Source organism: Variovorax paradoxus (assembly GCF_000834655.1).
GTDB lineage: Bacteria > Pseudomonadota > Gammaproteobacteria > Burkholderiales > Burkholderiaceae_C > Variovorax > Variovorax paradoxus_F.
Genome location: NZ_JXQQ01000014.1, coordinates 47,286 through 72,809 on the forward strand (window position 1 = coordinate 47,286; position 25,524 = coordinate 72,809).

Below are 25,524 nucleotides of genomic sequence, written 5' to 3' on the forward strand. Positions count from 1 at the left end.
GTTATCAACAGGATCGGTGGAGCAGTCTATGAACAACTTGTGGGCGATCTGTGGAGCACCGGTGGACTGCTGTCTGACATCTCGCATCGTGAAGGTCGTTGCACTCCTTATGCGCTGACCGGCCGCCGCGAGTGCCCTATTCTACCGAAAACCGTCCTTAGCCCTCAACTAAGTTAGTGTTCGCAAACAAATCTGGCGGCTTTTGCGCCCTCAGATTTTTTTAGGGGCCGGCGCCCGAACGTCGTAAACACCTCAAAAAAACGGCCCCAAACCCGACTGCCGGGTGGGGCCACTTGACGGCGGCGCCGGATCAGCGTGCGGGACGGATCAGGGCATACTGCGCCCACTCCCCGCGACGGAACAGCACACTGAGCGCCTTGCTCTTGTCGGACTTGGCGACCGCGGCCTCGAACTCCTTGACGCTCGCGACTTCGATGTTGCCGACCGACAGGATCACATCGCCTTCGCGCAGGCCGGCCTTCGCAGCGGCATCGCTTGCGGCATCGATGCGCACTCCGCGCACCTTGAGTTCCTTCTTCTGGGCGTCGGTCAGGTCGCTGACTGCCAGGCCGAGCGACTTTCCCGCAGCCGAAGGCTTGGGTTGCGGCTCTTCGCGGTCAGGCTGGCGCTTGGACGGCTTGGCTTCAGGATCGCCTTCGGCAACGGTGATCGAGAGTTCGCGCGAACTGCCGTTGCGGAACACGGTCAGCGTGCTCTTGACGCCTGGCTTGGTGCTGGCCACCGAACGCGAGAGATCACTCGGCGTCTCGATGACCTTGTCGCCGTACTTGGTGACGATGTCGCCCTCGCGCACGCCCGCCTTGTCGGCCGCAGAACCCGGCACCACGCTGCTCACCAGCGCGCCTCGCGCCTTGCCCAGGCCGATGGACTCGGCCACGTCCTTCGAGACCGAGCCGATGGAAACGCCGATCAGCCCGCGCGAGACCCGGCCGGTCGCGCGCAGTTGGTCGCTGACACGAATCGCTTCGTCGATCGGGATCGAGAACGAAATGCCCATGTAGCCGCCCGAGCGCGAATAGATCTGGCTGTTGATGCCGACCACTTCGCCGCGCAGGTTGATCAGCGGACCGCCCGAGTTGCCCGGGTTGATCGCAACGTCCGTCTGGATCAGCGGCACCAGTTCGCCCGTGTCGCGCTGTTTTGCGCTCACGATGCCCGCGGTGACGGTGTTCTCGAGGCCGAAAGGCGAGCCGATGGCCATCACCCATTCGCCGACGCGCAGCTTGGAGATGTCGCCCACCTTCACCACCGGCAGGCTCGTTGCATCGATCTTGACGACAGCGACGTCACTGCGCTTGTCCGCGCCAATCAGCTTGGCCTTGAATTCGCGCTTGTCGGTCAACGTGACGATGATTTCAGACGCATCCTCGATCACGTGGGCATTGGTCATGACATAGCCGTCGGCAGTCAGGATGAAGCCCGAGCCCACGCCGCGCGGACGCTCTTCTTCCTGAGGCTGCTGCGGGCGATTCGGCCGCGGCCCCGGACGCGGATTGCCCGGTGCGGGCTGCCCAAAGAAGCGCCGGAAGAACTCCTGCATCTCTTCGTCCATTTCTCCGCTGCCACTGCCGCCCCCACGCGTGGAGACTTTCTCGACGGTGCGGATACCGACGACCGCGGGGCCTACCTGCTCCACGAGATCGGCGAAATCGGGCAGTCCGCGCGTCTGTGCAATGACCGGCGTGGCCGGCATGAAACCCACGGCGGCCGTGCAGGCCATGCCGAATGCGAAGAGATAGGAACGGAGCTTGTGTCCCTCGACTTTGAACATCATCGGTTTTCTTTCAGAAGAACAGAGGAGAGCGGCGAAAACAACAAAGGCTGTGAGTCAGCATCAACGACTTGGTTCAGCGCAATCTGCGCCAAGGGCAAATCAGCGTGTGCGGGCGAGGCTCTGGGCAAAGGCGTTGAGCGTTTGCTGCGGCACTTCGCCCACCGCGGTCAGCCACCAGTCGCTCGCGGGCTCGGGCAGTCGCCGGCGGATCGCATTGGTGGCACCGATGGTCAGCACGCCGTCGCGCGGCGCACGTGCGGCGTCGTAGCGTTCGATGAAAAGCGATACCGAAGCCAGGCCGTCGGAGAAAGTCCACTGAACGGTCGTCGCATCCGGCTTGGCCTTATCGGCACTGGCTGCCGGCCGGCGGAAGAAGCTTCGGGGCTTGAAGCCGGCCACGGGCGAGTTGAGCGTCCAGCCCTCGTCCTGCGCCGTGGTGCGCTCGAGCTCCAGCTTTTCAATGCGATAGCCGGTGGTGTTGGTCATCATCTGCGCGAGCGCCTGAGCCTTCACGGGCGCATCGAGCTGCAGCTCGGAAAACGCCGATTGCTCCACCACCCTCGATTCGCCGTCGATGGTCTGCAGCTTCACCACCAGGCCCGAACGGCGTTCGCTCCAGATGCGATAGCCGAAACGCAGGCCGTCGTGGGGCACCAGTTGCACCACGTCGGCGTCGAAGCCGGCAACGCGGTCCTTGCCGATCGCGCGCACGTCGTAGAAGTCGCCGATCGACGAATCGGTCTTGTCCGGCAGATTGGGGAAGAGGTCGAGGTTTTCGCGCTTCTCGACCTTCACGACCTTTGCCTCGGGCAGGAAGGTCATGACGTTGCGATTGCGGCGGAAGGTCGAGCGCGGCGGGCCCGAGAGGGCCTCGATGCGCTCGATCTGGTGATCGCCGTCGCGCACATGCCAGATACGCGCACTCGACAGGTCGCCGCCCGGCGCCGACACCACGAAGGTGCCCACGTAGTTGCGTTGCCGCGCGCCGGTGTGCATGCGTTGCAGCCAGTCGGCCACGCTCATCGCCGGTGGCTCGTCCGTTTGCGCCGAAGCCGCGCCCTTGACGGTCGCCGGGCCGGAGCGGTTTTGTGCGGTGGCAACCTGCACGAAGCAGAAGGCTGCAAACACAAGCACGAACGCGCGTGCGGAGATCGGCATCTGAACGGTCATTGCGGGCAGTTACGGACGCGCCATCAGCGCGTAGGTCCCTCGAAGGTGGCGTTGCGCAGGAAACCGGAAGGCATTTGCGAAGCGCCGCCAGCCTGCTGGTGTGCTTCGAGCAATTGATCGAGGCGCGGATCGCGCAGCATGACTTGCGGATTGCCGTTGCCCACCATCACGCGCGTAGGCGTGAGCGTGTTGCTCGCCGGCTGCTGGCTGTTGACGGCAGCTGCCGCCAGAACCGAATTCACCGCGGGCTGCTGCTGGGCTGCGATCTGCGCGCCGGACTGAGGACTGGTGGTGCCGCTGCCAATCAGCGTCCAGCTGATGGCGGCCACGGCGACCATCGAAGCGGCGCCTGCCACCAGCTTCCAGCGGAAGACCGGCTCATTGGCCGCATCGGCCCTGCGATGGACCTGGACGGCGGCCGGTGCGGCAACCGGCACCAGCGCCGGCATCGCGACCACCGGCTCCGCGGCAAGCCGCTGCTGGAAGCGCGCGAGAAACGCCGAGCTGTCGCTGCATGCGGAATGCGAGCCCGAACGCAACACGTCGCCCACCACGTGGTAGGTGTGCCAGGCCGCGCGCGAATCGCCCTCGGTGCAGACCGCTTCGATCGCCTGCGCGAACGCCTCGCCCTGCAAATGACCATCCGCAAGTGCGGACACCTGTTCCCGAACCGTCATCGTCTGATTCATTTCATTCACCTGCTTACTTACCAACGCTTGCCGGACTGGTTGTCCAGAAGCGGCTTGACCCTGGCCGAAATGGCTTCGCGCGCCCGGAAAATACGCGAGCGCACCGTGCCGATAGGGCAATCCATGACCTCGGCAATCTCTTCGTAACTCATCCCCTCGATCTCGCGCAGCGTGACCGCCTGGCGCAACTCCGCGGGGAGCGCTTCCATGGCTGCCTCGACGGCGCTGGCGATTTCATTCGCTGCCATGACCGATTCGGGGGTTTCGTCGCTGATTGGTTCGTTTCCGGGACGGTAAGTTTCATCGTCGTCCTCAGAAGAAGGCCTCAGGGCGCTTTCGGAGATGGTCGGATCGCGCTTCATGTCCACCAGCGCCTTCTTGGCGGTGTTGACGGCAATCCGGTAGAGCCAGGTGTAGAACTGCGCCTCGCCGCGGAACTGGTGCAGCGCGCGGTAGGCGCGAATGAAGGTTTCCTGGGCAATGTCCTCGACCAGGTCGACATCGCGCACCATCCGGCCGATCAGCCGCTCGATGCGGCGCTGGTACTTGATGACCAGGAGTTCGAAGGCCTTCTGGTCACCCGCGACAGTGCGCTGGACCAGCTGGAAATCGACCTCGCCCGGGCGCGGCGCCTCGGCCGACGCATCGGTCAGGCCGGATTCCGGTGGCACAGGCGGGGGAGAAGTTGTCATCGAGGGGTTTCAGGGCGCGTCGGCAGGTGCCGTCGCGCGCCACGGATCGCCCGCAGCCTCGGCGGCTGGAGCGCGCGAATAGGCTGCCCGGCGTACATCGCGCCAGCGTTCCGGCATGGCCCTCTGCTCTAGCCAGACCCAGCGCGCAGCGCGGCCGGAATCCGAGAGCCTGACCAGCATGAGCGATTGGAAATCGAGCGCCACCGTGGCCCGCGCCGCATGAACGCCGCGGGTCGGATCGGCCCCTGTCAGGGACCAATGGAGCCCATCGAAATGGAGCGTGGCAAAACCATCGCGCCGCAAGCCGAAGCCTGCAGCCACGCCAGAGAAAACGACGCTGAGAACCAGCAGCAGCTGACGCCATCCAGCGCTATCGAAGAGATAGCAGGAGGCGCCGGCGCAGCAGGCGCCCAGTGTCCAGAGAACGACAAGAATCCGGGTCGCGCCGCGAGAGCGCCCCACCGGATAGGTCACCGACGGCGCGCTGTGCATGGGAGAGCAATGCTCAAGCGCGCTTGAACACCAGCGTGCCGTTGGTGCCGCCGAAGCCGAAGTTGTTCTTGACCGCGACGTCGATCTTCAGATCGCGCGCCTCGTTGGCGCAGTAGTCGAGATCGCACTCCGGATCCTGGTTGAAGATGTTGATGGTCGGCGGGCTCTTCTGCTCGTGCAGTGCAAGCACCGTGAACACCGATTCGATGCCGCCCGCGCCGCCCAGCAAGTGGCCGGTCATGGACTTGGTCGAATTCACGACCAGCTTCTTCGCGTGATCGCCGAAAGCGAGCTTGACCGCATTGGTCTCGTTCAGGTCGCCGATCTGCGTCGAGGTGCCATGCGCGTTCAGGTACTGGACCTGGTCAGCGTTGACGCCTGCATTTGCCAGCGCCAGCGACATCGAGCGGCGGGGGCCGTCCACGTCGGGCGCGGTCATGTGGTACGCGTCGCCGGTCAGGCCGAAGCCCGCGACTTCCGCGTAGATCTTGGCGCCGCGCGCCTTGGCGTGTTCGTACTCCTCGAGCACCAGCACGCCGGCGCCCTCGCCCAGCACGAAGCCATCGCGGTCCTTGTCCCACGGGCGCGAGGCCGTGGCGGGATCATCGTTGCGCGTGCTCAGCGCACGAGGCGCGGTGAAGCCGCCGATGCCGAGCGGAGAAATGGTCGACTCGGCGCCGCCCGCGATCATGACGTCGGCATCGCCGTACTCGATCATTCGTGCGGACGTGCCAATGGCATGCAGACCCGTGGTGCAGGCGGTCACCACGGCGATGTTCGGGCCCTTGAAACCGTACTTGATCGACACGTGGCCGGAGATCATGTTGATGATCGATGCAGGAACGAAGAACGGCGAAATGCGGCGTGGGCCGCGGCTCGCGTATTCGCCGTGCGTTTCTTCGATCATCGGCAGGCCGCCGATGCCCGAGCCGATGTTGCAGCCGATGCGAACGGCCTCTTCATAGGACAGCGCTTCGCCGGTCGGCAGTCCGCTGTCCTGCACCGCCTGGATGGCGGCGGCGAGCCCCAGATGAATGAAGCGGTCCATGTGACGCGCCTCTTTCTCCGAGATGTATTGGGTGATGTCGAAACCCTTCACCTCACCGGCGAACTTGCAAGCGAAGGCGCTTGCATCGAACGCGGTGATGTTCGCAATGCCCGACTTCCCGGCCAACAAGTTGGCCCAGGATTCGGTTGCGGTGTTTCCGACAGGAGCGATGCAACCGAGTCCGGTCACGACGACGCGGCGTTTGGTCATGCCGGCAAACCTTTCTGGAAGCGCTGAACAGTTGCTGGTCGGCGCGTGCGGTTCAGGAAAAAGCCGCCGGCCGCAGTCGCAATGTCAGCTGGCCAATCAGGCCTTTTGATTCTTGGTGGCGTAGTCGACGGCGTTTTGCACCGTGGTGATCTTCTCGGCATCTTCATCGGGGATCTCGATGCCGAACTCGTCTTCGAGTGCCATCACGAGTTCGACCGTGTCGAGCGAGTCAGCGCCGAGGTCGGCCACGAAAGCCTTTTCGTTCGTCACTTGGGACTCTTCCACGCCGAGTTGCTCGGCGATGATTTTCTTGACACGTGCTTCGATATCGCTCATTTGGTTCCCTCTGAGGGTTGTAGGTAATCGGTGGATTTTAGCCGGGCGGATAGTGGCATTTGCCTCACCCCCGGTACGGGAAAAGATTGCGCCTTGCGGCTACATGTGCATGCCGCCATTCACATGCAACTCCTGCCCGGTCACATAGGACGCCTGGGGCGATGCCAGGTACGCCACCGCATGCGCGATGTCGGCCGGCTTGCCCAGGTGGCCCAGCGGGATCTGTTGCAGGAGTGCTTGTTGCTGCGCCTCGGGCAGGCTCGCTGTCATGTCGGTTTCGATGAAGCCCGGCGCGACGCAGTTGACGGTGATGTTGCGGCTGCCCAGTTCGCGGGCGAGCGCGCGGGTCATGCCCGCAACGCCGGCCTTGGCGGCCGCGTAGTTGGCCTGCCCGGCATTGCCGGAGGCGCCCACCACGCTCGTGATGCTGATGATGCGGCCGTAGCGCTGTTTCATCATCGGGCGGATCACCGCGCGCGAGAGACGAAACACGGCCTTGAGATTGGTGTCGAGCACCGCATCCCAGTCGTCGTCCTTCATGCGCATGGCAAGCGTGTCGCGCGTGATGCCGGCATTGTTGACCAGCACGTGGATCGCGCCGTAGGCCTGGACGATCTCGTCGATCAGTGCCTCGACGGCACCAGCGTCGTTCACATTGAGTGCACGGCCACGGCCGTCGAACGCGCTCAGGGCCGAAGTGATCTTCGCGGCGCTGTCTTCGGTGGTGCCGGTGCCGACAACCTTCAAGCCGCGCTGCGCCAGCTCGAGGGCAATCGCCGCGCCGATGCCGCGCGACGCGCCGGTGACCAGGGCGACTTGCCCTTCGAATTTGGGAATGCTCATATAAAAAGTATCGGGGCCTTGCGCCGTTCAGCCGGCGAGCGATTGTCGGGTGTCCGCAAGCGTTGCGGGGTCGTACACCGACGCAGCTTCGAGATCGGGGGCGATGCGCTTGACCATGCCGGCCAGCACCTTGCCAGGCCCGCACTCGATGATGGCGGCTACACCGCGCAGTTTCAAGGCCTGCACGCTTTCGACCCAGCGAACCGGGCCGGCCGCCTGACGCACCAGGGCGTCGCGAATGCGGTCCGGGTCGGTCTCGACGGCCACGTCGATGTTGTTCAGCACCGGAATCTGCGGCGCGGCAAGCGTGAGGGAAGCCAGCTTTTCGCGCAGCGCCTCGGCGGCGGGCTTCATCAGGCTTGAATGGAAAGGCGCCGACACCGGCAGCAGCAGCGCGCGCTTGGCGCCATTGGCCTTGAGCAGTTCGCAGGCTTTATCGACCGCAGCCTTGCTGCCGGCGATCACCGTCTGCGCGGGATCGTTGAAATTCACGGCTTCGACGATTTCAGCGCTGCCTGCGCCGAAAGAGGCCGATGCTTCCGCGCAGCCTGCCACGACCTTGCCGGACTCCATGCCCAACACGGCAGCCATTGCGCCGACGCCGACCGGCACGGCCTGCTGCATGGCCTGCGCACGAAAACGCACCAGCGGCGCGGCTTGCGCCAGCGTCAACACGCCGGAAGCCACCAGCGCCGAGTACTCGCCCAGCGAATGACCTGCCACCACGGAAGGCGTTGCGCCGCCTTCGGACAGCCAGGCGCGCCATGCCGCCACGCCGGCGACCAGCATCACGGGCTGCGTGTTGGTGGTGAGCGCCAGATCTTCCTTGGGACCGTTCTTGATCAGGGCGCCGACGTCTTCGCCCAGCGCATCGGAAGCCTCGCGCAGCGTCTCGGCCACCGCTGGATGGTCGCCCCAGCCGTCGAGCATGCCGACAGCCTGCGAGCCCTGGCCCGGAAAAACAAAAGCAAAGGATTTCATTGTTCTATGCGTCATATCGCATCGCAGCCTCCGCAGGAGACCGCAATACGCTACAGATTCAATAGCACGGCGCCCCAGGTGAAACCACCGCCCACGCCTTCGAGCATGAGGGTTTCGCCCTTTTTCACCTTACCGGAGCGCACCGCTTCGTCGAGGGCCAGCGGGATCGAGGCGGCCGAGGTGTTGCCGTGCTCGTTGACCGTGACGATCAGCTTTTCGCGCGGCAGTTTCAGCTTCTTGGCCGTGCCTTCCATGATGCGGATGTTGGCCTGGTGCGGAATCAGCCAGTCGATGTCGGCATCGGTCTTGCCGGCCTTGGCCAGCGCGGTGCGCGCCGCTTCTTCGAGCACGCGGACCGCAAGCTTGAACACCGCCTGGCCGTCCATGTGCAGCAGCGGCGTGCCCAGCACGTTGCCGCCGGACACATGACCCGGCACGCACAGGATGCCGACATGCTTGCCGTCCGCATGCAAGTCGCTCGACAGGATGCCGGGCTCGTCGCTGGCCTCGAGGACCACGGCACCGGCGCCGTCGCCGAACAGCACGCAGGTGGTGCGATCGTTGAAATCGAGGATGCGCGAAAAGACTTCGGCGCCGATCACCAACGCGCAGCGCGCGGTACCGGTGCGGATCATGGCGTCGGCCACTGTCAGCGCGTAAACGAAGCCGCTGCACACCGCCTGGACATCGAACGCCGGGCACCCGGCGATGCCGAGCTTGTTCTGGAGAATGGCGGCCGACGATGGGAACACCATATCGGGCGTCGAGGTCGCGACGATGATCAGGTCGACATCGCTGGCCTTGCGGCCCGCCGCTTCGAGTGCGTGCTTCGCGGCCTCGAGCCCGAGATCGCTGCTGCTGATATCGGGGGCAGCAAAGTGACGCGCATGGATGCCGGTGCGCTCGACGATCCACTGATCGGAGGTCTCGATGCCGCGCGACGCCAATTCCTTGGCGAGATCGTCATTGGTCACTCGGCGTGGGGGCAGATAGCTGCCGGTGCCGGTGATGCGTGAAAAAGGGGTCATCAAACGTGAAGGGCCGTCGCGTCGACCGGCACCGCCGGTTCCTGCCGCGCGAGCAAAGGCGCGGCGTGAGCGATGCGGGCCCGCACGCGATCGAGCAGGTTGTTGCGAGCGGCATCATAAGCGCGATCAAGCGCATGTCCGAAAGCCACTTCGTCGGCCGAGCCATGGCTCTTGAATACCAGCCCGCGGAGACCCAACAAGGCAGCGCCGTTGTACCGACGGTGATCCAAGCGACTTTTAAATGCCTTTAGCACCGGATACGCAACAATTGCCGCCATTTTCGTGAAAATGCTTCGCGAAAATTCAACGCGAATGAACTCGCCGATCATCGAGGCGACCCCTTCGCTGGCCTTCAGAGCGACATTTCCGACAAAACCGTCGCAGACGACGATGTCAGTCGTGCCCTTGAAAATATCGTTGCCCTCAACATTCCCATAGAAGTTCAAATCTTTGGAATTGGCAGCCGTTCGAAGCAGTTGGCTTGCTTTTTTGATCGTTTCGCTGCCCTTGATGGCTTCCTCGCCAATATTGAGCAAGCCGACAGACGGCGCCTCGTTGCCGGTCAGCGCCGAAACCAGGGCCGAGCCGAGTACGGCAAACTGGAGCAAGTCTTCGGCATCGCAATCGACGTTCGCACCCAGATCGAGCACCGTGGTCGCGCCACCTTTCGCATTCGGGAGTTGCGGCGCGATCGCGGGGCGATCGATGCCGTCAAGCGTCTTGAGCAGGTAGCGCGCGATCGCCATCAAGGCGCCGGTGTTGCCGGCGGAGATGGCAGCCTGGGCGGCGCCATCCTTGACCTGCTGGATCGCAACGCGCATCGAAGAGTCCTTCTTCTTGCGCAATGCAATTTCAATGGGATCGTCCATGCCCACCACTTCGCTGGCAGCGACGATGCGGGCACGCGGATGTGCGGCGAACCCCGCCAGCGCGGCCGGCGCACCGACCAACAGCAACGAGGCCTCGCTGTGCCGCTCGAGAAACGCGCGGCAGGCCGCGAGCGTGACGCGCGGCCCATGGTCGCCTCCCATGCAATCCACGGCGAGCGTGATTGCAGAAGGCGCAGCAGTGAATTCGGGAGAAGAAGACGTAGCCATCAAAACAAAGGCCCGACGCTACGGGAAAAGTAGCTTCGGGCCTTGGCCTTGGGATGCGAGATCAGGCTTCAGACTTGTTCTTGAGCACCTGACGGCCACGGTAGAAACCGTTCGGGCTGATGTGGTGGCGCAGGTGCGTTTCGCCAGTGGTCGGCTCCACGGCGATGCCGGGCACAACCAGTGCGTTGTGTGAACGGTGCATGCCGCGCTTGGAAGGCGACTTCTTGTTTTGCTGGACGGCCATGATGGCTCCTGGACTGTTAGGTGAGTGACTGGATACGGGCTCAAGCGGTGGCGATACAAAAAAGTGCGCGGCATGTATGGAATGCCCTCGTCTGTATCGCTGCTCACGGCGGCGCGCGCGAAGCCCATGATTATAGCCTAGGCGCCGGGAAAGGGCTACTTGCCCTTTCCCGGCTTGCGCGAACGCAACGCTCCGAGCACCGCGAACGGGTTCGGCTTGGCTTCTTCTGCCGCGTTGAAATCGTCGTCGCTGGACGACAGCCGGACCGGCTCGGGGCATACATCGTGGACGGGCATGACGGGAATTTCCATCAGCAGTTCGTCCTCGATCAGGGTGTGCAGGTCGAAATCTCTGCTGACGACCAGCAGGTCCTCGTCGGATTCCTCATCTTCCGACTCCGCCGTGGCCTCGTCGGCGACGAAACGGAACCACCGGTCCACCACGAGTTCCGTCTCGACCGGCGCCAGGCAGCGCTGGCAAGTCAGCGGAACGACCGCCTCGGCGTCCAGGTGCAGCCAGGGGGCGGCCTTGCCGTCGGCGCCCGGGCGCTCCTCGCCGGTGGCTTCCCAATGGACGACGGCGTCGGCGGCCGGATCCGCCAGTTCGGCGACAAGGCGCACATAGTTCGGAACCGGGTCGGCGGCATTCAGGGTCGCGGCTGCGGCTGCAAAACCGGCCACGTCGAGCCGTTCGGGGGCAAATTCTCTCTTCATCCGCGCCAGTCTAGCGCGCTGGCCGCCTCCCCGGCATGGTGCGGGCCGGAAGGTTCCTGCGCGGCTCACGCACAATCGTCCCCATGCAACGCTCCGTGATCCTCGCCTCGACCTCGCGCTATCGCCGCGAACTGATGACCCGCCTGCGCCTGCCCTTCGATGTGCATGCCCCGGAAGTCGACGAAACCGCGCTGGCTGGTGAAACACCCCGCGCCCTCGCCGAACGCCTCGCATTGGAAAAAGCCAACGCCGTCGCCACGCGCTTCCCGGAAGCGGTGGTCATCGGCTCCGACCAGGTGGCGGACCTCGCAGGCGAGGCGCTCGGCAAGCCCGGCGACCACGCCCGGGCCACCGCCCAATTGCGCCGGATGCGCGGCCAGACGCTGATATTCCAGACGGCAGTCGCCGTGGTCTGCCATGCCACCGGATTCGTCCAGCGCGACCTGGCGCCCGTGCGCGTCGTGTTCCGCGAGCTCAGCGACGCCGCCATCGAACGCTACCTTCAAGCCGAGCAACCTTACGACTGTGCCGGCAGCGCCAAAAGCGAAGGCCTCGGCATCGCCCTCCTGAACGCCATCGACAGCGACGACCCGACCGCCCTGGTCGGCCTGCCGCTGATCCGCACCTGCCAGATGCTGCGCGCCGCGGGGGTCGAACTCCTGTGACCCACGGCAAGCTCTATCTCGTTCCCGCGCCGCTCGATTTCGGCTGCGACGTCCAGGCCCCGCTGCAAGACGCGTTGCCGCTCGGCACCCTGCAGGTGGCCGCCGGCATCACCCATTGGATCTGCGAGAACGCGAAATCCGCCCGCGCGTATCTCAAGCGCATCGACGCCGTCGCGCCGCTGGCCGCTCCGCTGCAGGAGCAGACCATTCAGGAACTCCCTCGCGAAGTGCACAAGAAAGGAGATCACGCCGGCCAGTTCGACGCCCGGCCGCTCCTGGCGGCCGCACTCGCAGGCCACGACATCGGCCTCCTGAGCGAAGCCGGCATGCCGGCGGTGGCTGACCCAGGCTCTTCGGTGGCGCGCGCCGCGCACGACCTGGGAATCACCGTGGTGCCGCTGACCGGTCCCGTATCTCTGTTGCTGGCGCTGGCTGCGAGCGGCCTGAACGGTCAGAACTTCGCCTTCGTCGGCTACCTGCCGCAGGACGCGGGCGAGCGCCAAGCCCGCATCCGCGAGCTCGAAGCGATCGCCCTGAAGACCGGCCAGACGCAGCTCTTCATCGAAACGCCCTACCGCAACGCCGCCCTCTTGCAGGCTTTGGTTCAAACGATGCACCAGAACACCCGCCTTGCCGTCGCACGCGGCCTGACCCTCGCGACCTCCCATGTGCGCAGCGAGACCGTGAAATCCTGGCGCGCCAAGCCGCAGACCGCAACCGACGAGCGCCTGCCCGCCGTGTTCGCGATCGGGCGCTGACGATGGCGGTGACCGCCGGCACGCGCTGGGCCTCGCGCGCGCAGTTCTTTTCTTCCGGCTTCATCTTCGCGACCTGGGGCGTGCATGTGCCCACGGTCAAGGCGCACTACGGCCTCGACGAAGCGCAGCTGGGACTGGCCCTGCTCGCCGCGGGTGCCGGCGCGATGTTCGGCCTGACCAGCGCGGGCCGCTGGATCGGCCGCCACGGCCCCCGCCGGATCGCTGCCATTTCCGGCTGCGTCTACGCGCTGCTGCTGGCGGGGCTGATCGCGATGCCGGGCTACTTCGCACTGATGGGCCTGCTGGCCGCATTCGGCCTCGTCACCAGCGTGTTCGACGTGGCGATCAACACCGAAGCGGCCCAGCTCGAAATGCAAAGCGGCACGCCGCTGATGAGCGGCATGCACGGCATGTTCAGCCTGGGCGGCATGGCCGGCGCTGCGAGCGGCAGCGCGGTGCTTGCGGCGGGCATGGGCGCACAGTTGCACCTGCTGCTTGTTGCCGCAGTGATGGTGCTGCTCGTCGCCGCGTCCTCGACGCGCATGCTGCCCAAGGCGGTCGCCACGGGCAACGCAGCCAGCGCCGACCACAGCTTTCGCCTGCCGCGCGGCCCGCTCGCGGTGCTTGGCGTATTGGCTGCGCTGGGCCTGATCGCCGAGGGCGCGATCTACGACTGGAGCGTTCTCTATATGCAGCAAGAGCTGGGCAGTCCACAGAAGCAGGCGGCTCTGGCCTATGCGGCTTTCTCCGCGGCCATGGCGGCCGCGCGCTTCGGCGGCGATGCGATGCGCGCCCGCTTCACGCCGGTGGCGCTGCTGCGTGGGAGCGGTGTACTCGCAGCTGCCTCGATGACGGTGGTGCTGCTGACCGATCTCCCCTGGCTCGCGCTGGTCGGATTCGCAGGCGTCGGGATCGGTTTTGCGAACGTGGTGCCGATCCTGTTCGGCGCATCGGCCCGCATACCGGGCGTCGAGCCCGCCAGCGGCATCGCATCGGTATCGGCCGTGGCCTATCTGGGATTCATGGCCGGACCCGCGGTGATCGGCCTGCTGGCGCGGGCCAGTTCGCTGACTGCCGCGCTCTATGTGGTGGTGATCTTCGCCGCGGCGCTGGCCGCCTCGGCCCGCCTCACGCGCAGCGAAGAAGCAGCCTGAGGCCGATCTTCCTCAGCGCAGCGCGGGTGCCGCGACCTGCAGCGAACGCACCGAAGCTTCGCCCATCGCGGCGCCGAACTTCTTGGCCAGCTTCTCGGCCACGTTGTCGCGGCGGGTGTAGTCGATGACCTCTTCGGCCTTGATCACCTCGCGTGCCACGAAGTCGACGTTGCCCAGCTGGTCGGCCAGGCCGTATTCGACCGCCTGCTCACCGCTCCAGAAGAGACCGCTGAAAAGGCCCGGGGTGTCGAGCTTCAGGCGATCGCCGCGGCCGGTCTTCACCACATTGATGAATTGCGCGTGGATCTGGTTGAGCATCGTCTGGGCATGCGCGCGCTGCGCGTCGCTCATCGGGCTGAACGGATCGAGGAATCCCTTGTTCTCGCCGGCCGTGAGCAGGCGCCGCTCCACGCCGACCTTGTCCATCACGCCGGTGAAGCCGAAACCATCCATCAAGACGCCAATGCTGCCGACGATGCTGGCCTTGTCCACGAAGATCCTGTCGGCGCCGGCGGCAATGTAATAAGCCGCCGAAGCGCAGGTCTCCTCGACCACCGCATACACCGGCTTCTTGTGCTTGGCCTTCAGGCGCTTGATCTCGTCGTTGATGATGCCGGCCTGCACGGGGCTGCCGCCCGGCGAGTTGATCAGAAGCACGACGCCCTTGGCGCCGTCGTCCTCGAAGGCCGTCTTCATGGCGGCCACGACGAATTCGGCGCTCGCGTCGCCGCCCGCGGCGATCTCGCCCTTGATCTCGACGACGGCCGTGTGGGCCGTGGTCTTGGCGGTGCTCGGCGTGCTGCGCGAGAGCGCGAACCACGCCAGGAAGATGAAGAAGGCGAGCCACGAAAGACGCACGAAGGTCTTCCAGCGGCGGGTGGACTTCTGCTCGTTGAGCGCGGAAAACGCGAGCTTTTCGAGCGTTGCGCGCTCCCAGCCGGGACGCTGTGTGGGGTCTTGAGCCATGTTCTTGGGGGTGTCTTGCCGAGGCGTGAGGGGCGTTACCGGCTCAAACGGATCGAAACCCTCGGGTTCCCTGCGAGTCGGGTCGGTCATGTGTCAGAAAGTGAGAGGTTGGAGGTTCCAGTCAGTATGCCAGTGCACCACGCCGTCGCGTTCGCTCAAGGCGATCTTCACGAGGCCGCCGCGGCAGGGGCCGCCGGCGCATTCGCCGGTGTCGGGCGAATAGACCGCGCCGTGGGTGGCGCACAGCAGCCACTGGCCGGTGTCGTCGAAGAAGCGGTCGGGCTGGAAGTCCATTTCCATCGCCACGTGGCTGCACCGGTTGAGGTACGCATGCGGCTGGCCTTCGAAGCGCACCGCGAAGGCACGGCAGGTTTCCCCGCCGTGCACGACGTCGAAGGGCACTGCGCGGCCGCCTTCAACGAGGTCCGAGGCATTGCACAGCGGGATGCGCGCTTCGCTCATGGCGATGTCCTCAGGCGTTGTCGAGGAGCCACGTTTCCAGCACGGCAACCGAATCGGCGACGAACAGCGGCTTGAACTCGTCGAAGCCCGCCGGCTCGTGCGCGCCGTAGCTCACGCCCACGCTGGCGCACCCGGCGTTCATCGCCAGCTGCAGGTCGTGCGTGGTGTCGCCGATCATCAGCGTGCGCTCGGCAGGCACGTCGAGCTCTTCCATCAGCTCCAGAAGCATGCGCGGATGCGGCTTGCCGAAAGTTTCGTCGGCAGTGCGCGAGGCGTCGAAGCGGTCGCGAAGGGCGACGGACTTCAGTGCCTCGTTCAGCCCGCGGCGCGACTTGCCGGTGGCCACGGCCAGCTTGTGGCCACGCGCGCGCAGGGCGTCGAGCATCTGCAGCACGCCGTCGAACAGCACCAGGTCGTCCTGGTGCTGCAGGTAGTGGTAGCGGTAGCGCGCGCCGAGCTCGGCGTACTTTTCCTTCGGCACGTCGGGCGCCGCGCGCGCGAGCGCTTCGGCCAGGCCCAGGCCGATCACCCAGGCGGCGTCGTTCTCGGTGGGCTTGGCGCCGCCCACATCGATGACCGCGGCCTGGATGCAGCGCACGATCAGGCGCGTGGAGTCGTAGAGCGTGCCGTCCCAGTCGAAGGCGATCAGGTCGAAGCGGGGAGGTCTTGCAAGGGAATCAGTCATGGGCCGTGGGAGTGGGGTGTTGGGCCAGCGCCTGGAGCGCGGCAGGTGGCATCAGCGCGTGCAGTTCGGGCGGCAGGTCGGCCTGCAGCGCAATGCGCTCGCCGCCCGCCGGGTGGTTGAACTGCAATCGCCACGCATGAAGAAACATGCGCTTCAGGCCGAGCTTCTGCAACGCGCGCTGGCGTTCGAAGTCGCCGTATTTGTCGTCGCCCGCGATCGCATGGCCGGCCGACGCCAGGTGCACGCGGATCTGGTGGGTGCGTCCAGTCTTGATGGTCACCGCCAGCAATGACAGCGGCGTGGCGTCGCCCGGCAGCGTGAGCCGCGCGAGCACGCGAACCAGCGTCACGGCGCGCATCGCGTCCGGATGGTCCTTGGCGACCACGCGCACCCGGCGTTCGCCGGCACCGGCGCCGGAACCGTCGGGCAGCAAATACTTGGCGAGTGGCGCATCGAGCACCTTCTTGTTGGCGGGCCATTCGCCCTCGACCAGCGCGAGATAGGTCTTGCCGGTTTCCCGCTCGCGGAACTGGTCCTGCAACGCGACCAGAGCACTGCGCTTCTTGGCAACCAGCAGGATGCCGGAGGTCTCGCGGTCCAGCCGGTGGACGAGTTCCAGGAATTTGGCACCCGGGCGCGCCGTGCGCAGCTGCTCGATCACGCCGAAACTCACGCCGCTTCCGCCATGAACCGCCACGCCGGCGGGCTTGTCGATGGCCAGCACCGCATCGTCTTCGAGCAGCACGGGGAATTCGCGCGCTGGCGCGGGGGGCGTGGCGCCCTCTTCAGCGCGGGGCGAAATCCGCACCGGAGGCAGCCTCAGCACGTCGCCGACCTCGATGCGGGTCTCGGCCTGGACACGCCCCTTGTTGATGCGCACCTCGCCCGACCGGATGATCCGATAGACGTGCGTCTTGGGCACGCCTTTCAGATGGCGGAAAAGAAAGTTGTCGAGGCGTTGCCCCGCGGACTCCGCGTCGACGGTGATGAATTTGATGGCCCCGTGCGCGCCAGCCTCGGCCCCGGCATTTCGATCTGCGGGATTTGGAGCGGTCTCGGGGCTTTGCTTCGCACCTATAATGTTTTTCACCAGCGCGGTCGTGTAAGTGCTTGATTAGACAGAAGTTTAGAGCACTGACGACCATGCTGTGAGGTCGATGCCGCTTTGGCGCCGAGCTGCAAACCCCGCGCAATTGCGCAAAGTGGCAGGCCCGGCACCCAAGTCAAGCCGACACCCACGAAACACCGATACGGAATACCCAGCCTGCAGCTTCCAAGCTGCCGGCGGATCGAAGCGAGTCCCTTGTTGTGTTGATGCTGCTGATTCAAATATGCCTTCGCTGGCCGACCTGGCTTCTGCCAGCGGCCTCCGGCATTGGATCTTTTGCAGTGCGCGCCCCCCTTGCGCAACCGGCGATCGAAAAGATCGCCACTCAACACCGAATCTGGCTCGCGCCCATCCACGCGCCCCCACCCCGGCTGTCTTCTTGAGCTGACGCTCGAGAGGCCTGCTCGCGCCTGGCGCGGCAGTCACAGCATCCGGGGCCAAGCGGCAATTCCCTGGTTTCGCGGGCGTCGTCCGTGCATCGTTGGCCCGTCATGGGCTGCAGAGAACGATACATATAAGGACAACGCATCATGAAGCGGATGCTGATCAATGCCACGCAAGCCGAAGAACGGCGCCTGGCCATCGTCGACGGGCAAAAGCTCCTCGACTACGAAATCGAGATCGAAGGGCGCGAACAGCGCAAGGGCAACATCTACAAGGCGGTCGTGACCCGCGTGGAGCCGTCGCTCGAAGCCTGTTTCGTCGACTACGGCGAAGACCGCCACGGCTTCCTGCCGTTCAAGGAAATCTCCAAGCAGTACTTCGCCGAAGGCGTGTCGGCCAGCCAGGCCCGCATCCAGGACGCGATCCGCGAAGGCCAGGAACTCACCGTCCAGGTCGAAAAGGAAGAACGCGGGAACAAGGGCGCAGCCCTTACCACCTTCATCTCGCTGGCCGGCCGCTATGTCGTGCTGATGCCCAACAACCCCCGTGGCGGTGGCGTTTCGCGCCGCATCGAGGGCGACGACCGCGCCGAGCTCAAGGAGGCGATGGACCAGCTCGAGTACCCCAAGGGCATGAGCATCATCGCGCGCACCGCCGGCATCGGCCGCTCGGCGCCCGAACTCCAGTGGGACCTGAACTACCTGCTCAAGCTGTGGAGCGCCATCGACGGCGCGGCCAAGGGCGGCAAGGGCGCCTTCCTGATCTACCAGGAATCCTCGCTCGTGATCCGCGCGATCCGTGATTACTTCAATCACGACATCGGCGACATCCTGATCGACACCGACGACATCTACGACCAGGCGCAGCAGTTCATGGCGCACGTCATGCCCGAGCATGCCGCCCGCGTGAAGCGCTACCGCGACGACGCGGCCCTGTTCAGCCGCTTCCAGATCGAGCACCAGATCGAATCGGCCTACGCCCGCACCGTGCAGCTGCCCTCGGGCGGCGCCATCGTGATCGACCACACCGAGGCGCTGGTCTCGGTCGACGTGAACTCGGCCCGCGCCATCAAGGGCGGCGACATCGAAGAAACCGCCACACGCACCAACCTCGAAGCCGCCGACGAAGTGGCCCGCCAGATGCGCCTGCGCGACCTGGGCGGCCTGATCGTCATCGACTTCATCGACATGGACGAGTCGAAGAACCGCCGCGAAGTCGAAAGCCGCCTGCGCGACGCGCTGCGCCAGGACCGCGCCCGCGTGCAGTTCGGCTCGATCAGCAAGTTCGGCCTGATGGAAATGAGCCGCCAGCGCCTCAAGCCGGCGCTCAGCGAAGGTTCCTCGATCCCCTGCCCCCGCTGCGGCGGCTCGGGCCACATCCGCGACACCGAATCGAGCGCGTTGCAGATCCTGCGCATCATTCAGGAAGAGTGCCTGAAGGACAACACGGCCGCCGTGCACGTCCAGGTGCCGGTCGAGGTGGCGTCGTTCCTCTTGAACGAAAAGCGCCCAGAAATCGCCAAGATCGAACTCAAGCAGCGCGTCACCGTGCTGATGGTGCCCAACAAGACGCTCGAAACGCCGAACTACAAGCTTGAGCGCCTGAAGCACGACGACCCGCGTCTCGACCACATCGAAGCCAGCTACAAGATGGCCGACGAGATCGAAGACCCGACGGCCGTCACGCGCCGCTCGCAGGAACCGACCAACAAGCAGACACCGGTCATCAAGGGCGTGCTGCCCGACGCGCCCGCGCCGGTCGTTCCGCCCAAGCCCGAAGCGGTGCGCGCGCCTGTCGCCGCACCCGCACCGGTCGCTCCGCCCGTCGTGAGCGCACCGGTTCCGGCGCAGACTGGTTTCTTCGGCTGGATCAAGAGCCTGTTCGGCGGCTCGCCAGCAGAAGCTCCGGCGCCCGCACCGGCCGTGATTCCGGTCGAGGCACCGAAGCCCCGCCGCGATGGCCGTCCGGGCCGCGATGGCGAAGCCCGCGGCGGCGCACGTGACGGCGAACAACGCCGTGGCGGCCGCGGTGAAGCCCGAGGCGAAGGCGGCGAACGCCGCGGCGGTGGTCGTGACGGCGAACGCCGTGGCGGCCGCGGCGGCGAACGTCGCGAAGGTGGTCGCGGCGAAGGACGCGGCGGCGAAGGACGCGAAGGCCGCAGCAGCGAACTGCGCAACGACGCAGCCGCAGGCCAGCCGCGCGAACAACGTGAACAACGCGAGCCCCGCGAGCAGCGTGAACCCCGCGAGGCACGCGCCCCGCGCGACGGCGAACAACGCCGTGGCGGTCGCGGCGAGCGCCGCGAAGGCGAAGGCCGCAATGCACCGGCCGAGGCACTGGTCGACGGCAACGTCGCCCTCGAAGCCCAGCAACAGGCGCCCGGCGCCGACGAGGGCAACGCAGCGGAACGCGCACCACGCGCCCGCGGCGAGCGTCGTGAACGCGGCGAGCGCGGTGACCGTGCCGAACGCGGCGAGCGCAGCAACGACCGTGGCGGCGATCGCAACGGCGACGCACAACCGCGCGGCGAAGCCGTCGCCGGTGAAGGCGCACCGCAAGGCGAACGCCAGCCCCGCAGCGGCCGCGACGAACAACGCGCCCCGCGCGGTGAACGTGGTGGCGAACGAGGCGAACGCAACGACGGCCGCCGCGAGCGCCGCAGCGACGCACCGCCTGCCGAAGGCGAAGTGCGCGTGGCCGAAGTGGCATCCGCCGATGGCGAACAAGCCAGCGACAACACCGGCAGCGACCAGGCACCGCGCCGCGAAGGCCGCGAGGGCGAAGAGCGCCGCGGCCGTTCGCGCGACCGCTACGGCCGCGACCGCCGTGAACGCGGCCCGCGTGACGAGAGCGAAGCCAGCGCAGCCGATGCAGCGGCCGTGGAAGCCACCGGCGAGTCGTACGAAGCGCCGGTCGCCCGTCAGCAGCCGCTGTCGCTGGCGTCGGAACCCGTCGCCGAACGCCAGGTGAACGAAGTCGCCGCGGCCCCTGAGGTGCGCGAGGCCGCACCGCAGCAGCAGCCGCGCTTCGAGCGCCCTGCGCCCGCGCCGGTCGCAGCGCCCATCGTGGTCGAGAGCCCCAAGGCAGCGCCTGCTGCCGCCAACGGCAACGGCCGCGCACTGCCCAAGGTGCAGCCCTTCGAACTGCCGCTGAACGAACTCGCGCAGATCGCCGAGAGCTCGGGCCTGGAGTGGGTCAACTCGGATGCCGACCGCATCGCGCAAGCGCGCGCCGCGATGGCCGCCGAGCCGAAGCCGGTGCACGTGCCGCGCGAACGCCCGCCGGTGATCGTGCTGGACGAAGGCCCGCTGGTGCTGGTCGAAACCCGCCGCGACCTGGGCTCGATGTCGCTGCCGTTCGAAAAGACGGCTGCCGACGCGCAAGCGCCCGGCACGCACTGAGCACCGAGCTCGCAAATGAAAAACGGCGCCTCTGGCGCCGTTTTTTTATGCCTGCGCGCTTGCTGGAAGGTCTGCCGTCTCAAGGGTCATCTGCCCGAAGCGGCAGGCGCATGGCGCCTTGCCGCCCTCGCTCCAGATCAGCGCGAATCGATGCTCGGCAGCCGCCGTGGACGATCTTGACGCCCGGATCGACCTCTTCTAGCGGCTTCAGGCTGGTGATGCTCACTGGCGGCATCGGCATTTGGGTGCTGACGGCGATCAGCTTCGTGGTCTCGGCAGCCGCATGCCGTCGGTGCAGCCTTCGGGCGCTGGCCCCTGATCAGGTGCTGGGCGCCTGCGCCGCGCGTTTCCAGGCGGCCGCGGCCTGCTCCGCATCCTCGCGCGCTTCGGCCAGCTCGGCCAATGCGAGCCAGGCGCGGCGATAGAGCTCGCCGTCCTGCAACGCGAGCCCGGCCTGCGTGAGCAGTTGCTGGGCCTTGCCCCAAAGCTGGCGCTTCATGCAGGCCATGCCGGCGAGGTACTGCAGGTTCGCATCGCGCGGGTTGTTGCGCTGGGCGCTTTCGATGCGGGCCAGCCATTCGGCATCCACCGAGTCGAGCCCCGCCTCGAGCGCGCGCGCCAGCTTGACGCGCAGCGCATCGCCAAGGCCGCGGGGGTTGGCCACCATGCGCTCCCAAGCGGGCAGCAGCCAGCCGCGCGCGAGCGCCAGGTCGCCATGCAGCACCACCATGCGTTGAGCCCCGTGGATCGCGACCTCGGGCATTTCGCGTTCGCTGCTGTCCAGTTCGGACCAGGCGCGCATCAGTTGCGCCGGGTCGTGCGCACCCGAGAGCAGTTCGGTCGCGAGGCCGCGCACGATGCTCTGCGCCGCCGCATCCGAGAAGGCCCGGTGCTTGGCCAGCAGGCGGGCGGTTTCGAGGGCTTCGAGCGTGCGCCGGTCTTGCCGCGCCGCCTTGAGGCGAAGGCGCAGGGCCAGCGTACGCCGCTGCGCGCCTTGCGGAAGTTCTTCGAGGCGAGCGAGCGCCGCGGCTGCATCGCGGTCTTCGAGCGCCCAGCGCGCGGCGCGCAGTTGCACGCCTTCGCGCGTCTCGGGGCTCGCGAGCACCGTGCGGTCGGCGCTCTCGTTGAGCGCCTGCTGCAGATGCGCATCGCGCGCCGGCTTGTCCTGCAGGGCCTGCGCGCTCTCGGCCGCCAGCAGGTGCGACAGCACGCGCACCTGCTGCGCCTGCGGCAGGTTGGCATCGAGCGCGGCGAGGGTCTTCTCCTGCACCAGCGCGGCCTGCGCGGCCTTGCGTGCGCGCGAGAAGCGGCCGGCGATCAGCTGCACCATTGCATCGAGCAACGCGGCGTGCAGCGTGCGTTCTTTCTGCTGGAGGCGCCACTGGCGCGCCTGCGTCGGCAGCGAGAACAGCGCGGCCAGCGCGCGCAACGCGACGTGCAGCAGCACGAAGGTCGCCAGCAGGATCACGAGCACAAGATTCAGCGACAGGTCGACCCGCCACGGCGGCCAGAACACCGTGATCGTGCCCTGGTTGTTGCCCGCGAAAAGAGCCACCGCCGCGGCGACGGCGAACAGCGCGAGGAGCCAGATTGCAGCGCGCATGTCAGCGACCGCCGCCGGGCCGCCCCAAGGCGGGTCGAGCCTCCCGCTCGGGGGGTGGCGAACTGCACGGAGCGAAGCGAGTGAAAAGCCGGGAGGTCATCATCAGCGCCCTGCGGCCGCGGTGGCCAGTGCTGCGAGCGTGTCGTCGACGCGTGCCGGCTCGGTGGTCTTCACCTGCGCCTGCAATTGCTGCAGCAGCGTGGCCGCTGCCTGCGTGCGGCGCGACGCGGGATCGAAATAACGATTGAGCGATGCGGTCACCTGGGCCAGTTCGGCGCGCGTGGCCTCGACCTGGCGCGACAGCAGCGAAAGGCGCGCATTGAGCAGCTTGAGCTTCAGATTCTCGCGCAGGAAGTAGGTCTGCTCGGGCGCCAGCAGGATGGCCTCGGGGCTCTGGATGCGCCCCACGCGCACCAGCGAGCGGGCTTCGCCGCGCACCGTGAGCAGCACACGCCGCCACCACGGCGCATCGGCCGGGATCGGTTCCGGCTGCCAGGCGTTGACGCCCGTGCCGCGCACCGCCACCGCGTTGATCGCAGGCAGGTCGTCCACGTTGCGCATCAGCTCGTCGAGTTTTTGCAATGCCTCGGCGCTGTCGACGCTGGAGTTGGTGCGCAGGCGATCGGCGTCGCGCTGCATGGCGCGCTGCAGCGGTGCGAGCCGCGGCTGCGCGGCGCGCGAGATGCGCAGGTCGCCGGCCTTCAGCGCGGCCAGCAGGGGTTCGACGTTGCCGGTGACCTGGGCCTGCTGCAGGGCGAGGCGCACGGCCGATTCGATGTCGACCACGAGGTTCTCGTCGCGCGAACGCGAGAGGCTCTGCATCAGCTCTTCGAGCTGCGAGCGCTGCAGCGCGACTTCGGCCACGCGGGTTTCGATGAGGGCCACGCGGGCCGCGGCATCGCGCACCGTGTCGCTGGCCTGGCGCGCCAGCGTGCGCGCTTCCATCGACTGGGCGGTGGCGTCGGCGCTCTGGCGCGCGAGCTGCTCCTTCATGCCGCCGACCTTGTTCCACAGCGTGATGGTCATCACCAGCGCGGCCAGCGCCACCAGGGCGACGAGGCCGAAGCCGATGCGGGACAGCAAGGTGGCCGCGGCGGCCATGGCGGCGGGCGTCTGGTGCGGCGCCAGCGTGGCGGGCACCGGCGCCGTTGCGGCAGCGGGAGAAGAAGGAGAAAGGTCGTCTGACGGGGACGCGGCGCTCATGCCAACGATTCTATCGACGCGATCAACGCATCCCGCAGGGGTGTGCACACACGCAACGCACCAAAACCCGCAGCGCGCGCGGCTTCGCCGATGCGTGCATGCGTGGCGACCGCGCTCGCGGCATGCCAGTCGGTGCCGGGCATCGCGCGCTGCAGATTGGCGATCGCCTCGGAACTGCTGAAGAGCCAGATCGCGCGGCCTTGCGCACCATCGACGGCCAGCTGATGTTGTCTGACATCGAACAACGGCGGCAGGCGGCGATAGGCCACCACGGTGTCGCGATGCCCGCTCGCCGCATCGATTTCCTTCGCGAGCCAGTCGCGCCCGGCGGGCTGCCCTGCCTCGTCGCCGCCACGCACGATCAGCACGCGCACGCCGGCAGACACCTGGCCGTGGACGCGCTCCCACAGCGCCTCCGAATCGAAGCGCGTGGCCTCGGGCGGCGGTGCGTCGATGGCTTCGGGCGGCACGCCGGCACGCAGCAGGGCGCGCGTCGTGCCGGGGCCGGTGGCCCAGAAGCGGCGGCCGGCCATCGCCTCGTCGGACGAACCCGCATCCCTGCTCTGGAAAAAATGCTCGACGGCCGTTGCGCTGACGAACATGAGCGCCGCGTAGTCCTCGAGCTGCCGCCAGGCCGCGCGCAACGGCTCGGCATCGCGGACCGGCTCGATGACGATCAGCGGCAGTGCGACGGCTTCGAGTCCGGCGGCGCGCAGGTCGTCGACCCACTGCACCGCCTCGCGTGCGGGCCGCGTGACGATGACGGGCCGCGCAGTCATCCGGCGACCACGGGTTTCAGTGAGCGCCTGCGTCGCGCAGCAGCGCGGCGGCGTGTTCGCCGAGCGCGTCGGCGCGTGTGAAGTCGCCGACCTCGGCCTGCGCATGAACGCGAACGAGCGGCGCGTTGCCTTCGGGGTCGCCCCAGGCGGCATCGATGCGCAGGCTGCCATCGGCCTGCCAGCGCGCGTGCGCCGCGAGCGGCATCGAGCAACTGCCGCCCATCGTGCGACTCACGGCGCGTTCGGCGGCGGTGGAGAGCCAGTCGCCGCGATGCGCGAGCGGCGCCAGCAATTCGATGAGGTCGGTGCGATCGGCGCGCACCTCGATGCCCAATGCGCCCTGCCCCGCGGCCGGCAGCATGTCGTCGGGTTCGAAGGCGACGCGGATGCGGTCTTCCAGGCCAAGGCGCTTCAGGCCCGCGGCCGCCAGGATGATCGCGTCGTACTGTCCTTCGTCGAGCTTGCGCAAGCGCGTGTCGAGGTTGCCGCGAAGCGGCTCGATGCGCACGTCGGGCCGCCTGGCCTTGAGCAGCACCACGCGGCGCAGGCTGGAGGTGCCGACCACAGCGCCGTGCGGCAGTTCGTCGAGCGAGGCGTAGCGGGTGGAGACCATCGCATCGCGCGGGTCCTCGCGCTCCAGCACGCAGGCCAGGACGAAGCCCTCGGGCAGGTCCATCGGCACATCCTTGAGCGAATGCACCGCGATGTCGGCGCGCCCGTCTTCGATCGCCGTTTCGAGTTCCTTCACGAAGAGGCCCTTGCCGCCGACCTTGCTCAGGCTCTTGTCGAGGATCTGGTCGCCACGGGTCGTCATGCCCAGGAGGCTCACCGTGTGGCCCCGTTCTTGCAAAAGCGCTTGCACGTGTTCGGCCTGCCAAAGGGCCAACCGGCTTTCGCGCGTCGCGATCACGATATTGCTCAAGACCGCTCCCAAAAAGTACATGTTTCCAGACCGCCGGAATGCTAGCATGTTGCGCCGCAGCAACGCAGGCGGCGCGTCCATTCAAGTCCCAGGAAC

25 protein-coding genes are annotated in these 25,524 nt (G+C 66.8%); 4 read left to right on the forward strand and 21 right to left on the reverse strand.

Annotated features, from left to right (window positions below):
- Positions 1-310 precede the first annotated feature (310 nt).
- From RT97_RS07190 to RT97_RS07250, 13 genes are all read right to left on the reverse strand, one after another.
- Complete coding sequence (locus RT97_RS07190; RefSeq protein ID WP_042578108.1) at positions 311-1,795, reverse strand: DegQ family serine endoprotease; 1,485 nt, start codon at positions 1,793-1,795, stop codon at positions 311-313.
- 99 nt (positions 1,796-1,894) lie between these two features.
- Positions 1,895-2,965 carry a MucB/RseB C-terminal domain-containing protein gene (locus RT97_RS07195; RefSeq protein WP_042578109.1) on the reverse strand — a complete coding sequence of 357 codons (1,071 nt, stop codon included), beginning with the start codon at positions 2,963-2,965 and terminating at the stop codon, positions 1,895-1,897.
- Positions 2,966-2,988: 23 nt separating this feature from the next.
- Positions 2,989-3,654, reverse strand: a complete 666-nt coding sequence (locus tag RT97_RS07200; RefSeq protein WP_042578110.1) for a sigma-E factor negative regulatory protein — start codon at positions 3,652-3,654, stop codon at positions 2,989-2,991.
- A gap of 17 nt (positions 3,655-3,671) precedes the next feature.
- Entirely contained in the window at positions 3,672-4,346 is a 675-nt protein-coding gene (gene rpoE / locus RT97_RS07205; protein WP_080898215.1) for an RNA polymerase sigma factor RpoE, read from the reverse strand.
- A 9-nt stretch (positions 4,347-4,355) separates the two neighbouring features.
- Positions 4,356-4,838 carry a hypothetical protein gene (locus RT97_RS07210; protein WP_042578111.1) on the reverse strand — a complete coding sequence of 161 codons (483 nt, stop codon included), beginning with the start codon at positions 4,836-4,838 and terminating at the stop codon, positions 4,356-4,358.
- 13 nt (positions 4,839-4,851) lie between these two features.
- Complete coding sequence (fabF, locus tag RT97_RS07215; protein WP_042578112.1) at positions 4,852-6,096, reverse strand: beta-ketoacyl-ACP synthase II; 1,245 nt, start codon at positions 6,094-6,096, stop codon at positions 4,852-4,854.
- A gap of 96 nt (positions 6,097-6,192) precedes the next feature.
- Positions 6,193-6,432 (reverse strand): acyl carrier protein, encoded by a 240-nt coding sequence (acpP, locus tag RT97_RS07220; RefSeq protein ID WP_007830471.1) that lies wholly within the window; start codon positions 6,430-6,432, stop codon positions 6,193-6,195.
- Between the two features lie 99 nt (positions 6,433-6,531).
- Complete coding sequence (gene fabG / locus RT97_RS07225; protein WP_042578113.1) at positions 6,532-7,275, reverse strand: 3-oxoacyl-ACP reductase FabG; 744 nt, start codon at positions 7,273-7,275, stop codon at positions 6,532-6,534.
- 27 nt (positions 7,276-7,302) lie between these two features.
- Positions 7,303-8,256, reverse strand: coding sequence for an ACP S-malonyltransferase (gene fabD, locus RT97_RS07230; RefSeq protein ID WP_042578114.1), 954 nt, complete (start codon positions 8,254-8,256; stop codon positions 7,303-7,305).
- Positions 8,257-8,306: 50 nt separating this feature from the next.
- Positions 8,307-9,284 carry a beta-ketoacyl-ACP synthase III gene (locus RT97_RS07235; RefSeq protein ID WP_042578115.1) on the reverse strand — a complete coding sequence of 326 codons (978 nt, stop codon included), beginning with the start codon at positions 9,282-9,284 and terminating at the stop codon, positions 8,307-8,309.
- A complete protein-coding gene (plsX, locus tag RT97_RS07240; RefSeq protein WP_080898216.1) occupies positions 9,284-10,381 on the reverse strand; it encodes a phosphate acyltransferase PlsX in 1,098 nt (365 codons plus the stop codon). Before plsX ends, RT97_RS07235 begins: the two co-directional genes overlap by 1 nt.
- 61 nt (positions 10,382-10,442) lie before the next feature.
- A complete protein-coding gene (rpmF, locus tag RT97_RS07245) occupies positions 10,443-10,625 on the reverse strand; it encodes a 50S ribosomal protein L32 (protein WP_007830466.1) in 183 nt (60 codons plus the stop codon).
- A 155-nt stretch (positions 10,626-10,780) separates the two neighbouring features.
- Positions 10,781-11,338 (reverse strand): YceD family protein, encoded by a 558-nt coding sequence (locus RT97_RS07250; RefSeq protein ID WP_042578117.1) that lies wholly within the window; start codon positions 11,336-11,338, stop codon positions 10,781-10,783.
- An 83-nt stretch (positions 11,339-11,421) separates the two neighbouring features.
- On the opposite strand from RT97_RS07250, the gene RT97_RS07255 reads away from it, so the two are divergent.
- Genes RT97_RS07255 through RT97_RS07265 form a run of 3 tightly spaced genes read left to right on the forward strand, consistent with a single transcriptional unit; the run spans position 11,422 to position 13,915 of the window.
- Positions 11,422-12,003, forward strand: coding sequence for a Maf family protein (locus tag RT97_RS07255; protein WP_042578118.1), 582 nt, complete (start codon positions 11,422-11,424; stop codon positions 12,001-12,003).
- Positions 12,000-12,761 (forward strand): SAM-dependent methyltransferase, encoded by a 762-nt coding sequence (locus RT97_RS07260; RefSeq protein ID WP_042578119.1) that lies wholly within the window; start codon positions 12,000-12,002, stop codon positions 12,759-12,761. The genes RT97_RS07255 and RT97_RS07260 overlap by 4 nt, the downstream gene beginning before the upstream one ends.
- 2 nt (positions 12,762-12,763) lie before the next feature.
- Entirely contained in the window at positions 12,764-13,915 is a 1,152-nt protein-coding gene (locus RT97_RS07265; RefSeq protein WP_042578120.1) for an MFS transporter, read from the forward strand.
- Between the two features lie 12 nt (positions 13,916-13,927).
- Here RT97_RS07265 and RT97_RS07270 read toward each other — a convergent pair whose 3' ends face one another.
- Genes RT97_RS07270 through RT97_RS07285 form a run of 4 tightly spaced genes read right to left on the reverse strand, consistent with a single transcriptional unit; the run spans position 13,928 to position 17,118 of the window.
- Positions 13,928-14,971 (reverse strand): S49 family peptidase, encoded by a 1,044-nt coding sequence (locus RT97_RS07270; RefSeq protein WP_042578121.1) that lies wholly within the window; start codon positions 14,969-14,971, stop codon positions 13,928-13,930.
- Between the two features lie 3 nt (positions 14,972-14,974).
- Positions 14,975-15,343, reverse strand: coding sequence for a Rieske (2Fe-2S) protein (locus RT97_RS07275; protein ID WP_042578122.1), 369 nt, complete (start codon positions 15,341-15,343; stop codon positions 14,975-14,977).
- 10 nt (positions 15,344-15,353) lie between these two features.
- On the reverse strand, positions 15,354-16,028 hold the full coding sequence (locus RT97_RS07280) for an HAD family hydrolase (protein ID WP_042578123.1): 675 nt from the start codon (positions 16,026-16,028) through the stop codon (positions 15,354-15,356).
- Entirely contained in the window at positions 16,021-17,118 is a 1,098-nt protein-coding gene (locus tag RT97_RS07285) for an RluA family pseudouridine synthase (RefSeq protein ID WP_042578124.1), read from the reverse strand. Before RT97_RS07285 ends, RT97_RS07280 begins: the two co-directional genes overlap by 8 nt.
- Before the next feature lie 548 nt (positions 17,119-17,666).
- On the opposite strand from RT97_RS07285, the gene RT97_RS07290 reads away from it, so the two are divergent.
- Positions 17,667-20,921 (forward strand): Rne/Rng family ribonuclease, encoded by a 3,255-nt coding sequence (locus RT97_RS07290; protein ID WP_042578125.1) that lies wholly within the window; start codon positions 17,667-17,669, stop codon positions 20,919-20,921.
- A gap of 319 nt (positions 20,922-21,240) precedes the next feature.
- Here RT97_RS07290 and RT97_RS07295 read toward each other — a convergent pair whose 3' ends face one another.
- From RT97_RS07295 to hemC, 4 genes are all read right to left on the reverse strand, one after another.
- Positions 21,241-22,524 (reverse strand): heme biosynthesis HemY N-terminal domain-containing protein, encoded by a 1,284-nt coding sequence (locus tag RT97_RS07295; RefSeq protein WP_042578126.1) that lies wholly within the window; start codon positions 22,522-22,524, stop codon positions 21,241-21,243.
- A gap of 102 nt (positions 22,525-22,626) precedes the next feature.
- On the reverse strand, positions 22,627-23,727 hold the full coding sequence (locus tag RT97_RS07300) for a uroporphyrinogen-III C-methyltransferase (RefSeq protein ID WP_042578127.1): 1,101 nt from the start codon (positions 23,725-23,727) through the stop codon (positions 22,627-22,629).
- A complete protein-coding gene (locus tag RT97_RS07305; protein ID WP_042578128.1) occupies positions 23,724-24,506 on the reverse strand; it encodes a uroporphyrinogen-III synthase in 783 nt (260 codons plus the stop codon). The genes RT97_RS07300 and RT97_RS07305 overlap by 4 nt, the downstream gene beginning before the upstream one ends.
- Before the next feature lie 16 nt (positions 24,507-24,522).
- The gene (gene hemC, locus RT97_RS07310) at positions 24,523-25,449 is read right to left on the reverse strand and encodes a hydroxymethylbilane synthase (protein WP_042578129.1); all 927 of its coding nucleotides are present in this window, start codon (positions 25,447-25,449) and stop codon (positions 24,523-24,525) included.
- Positions 25,450-25,524: the final 75 nt, after the last annotated feature.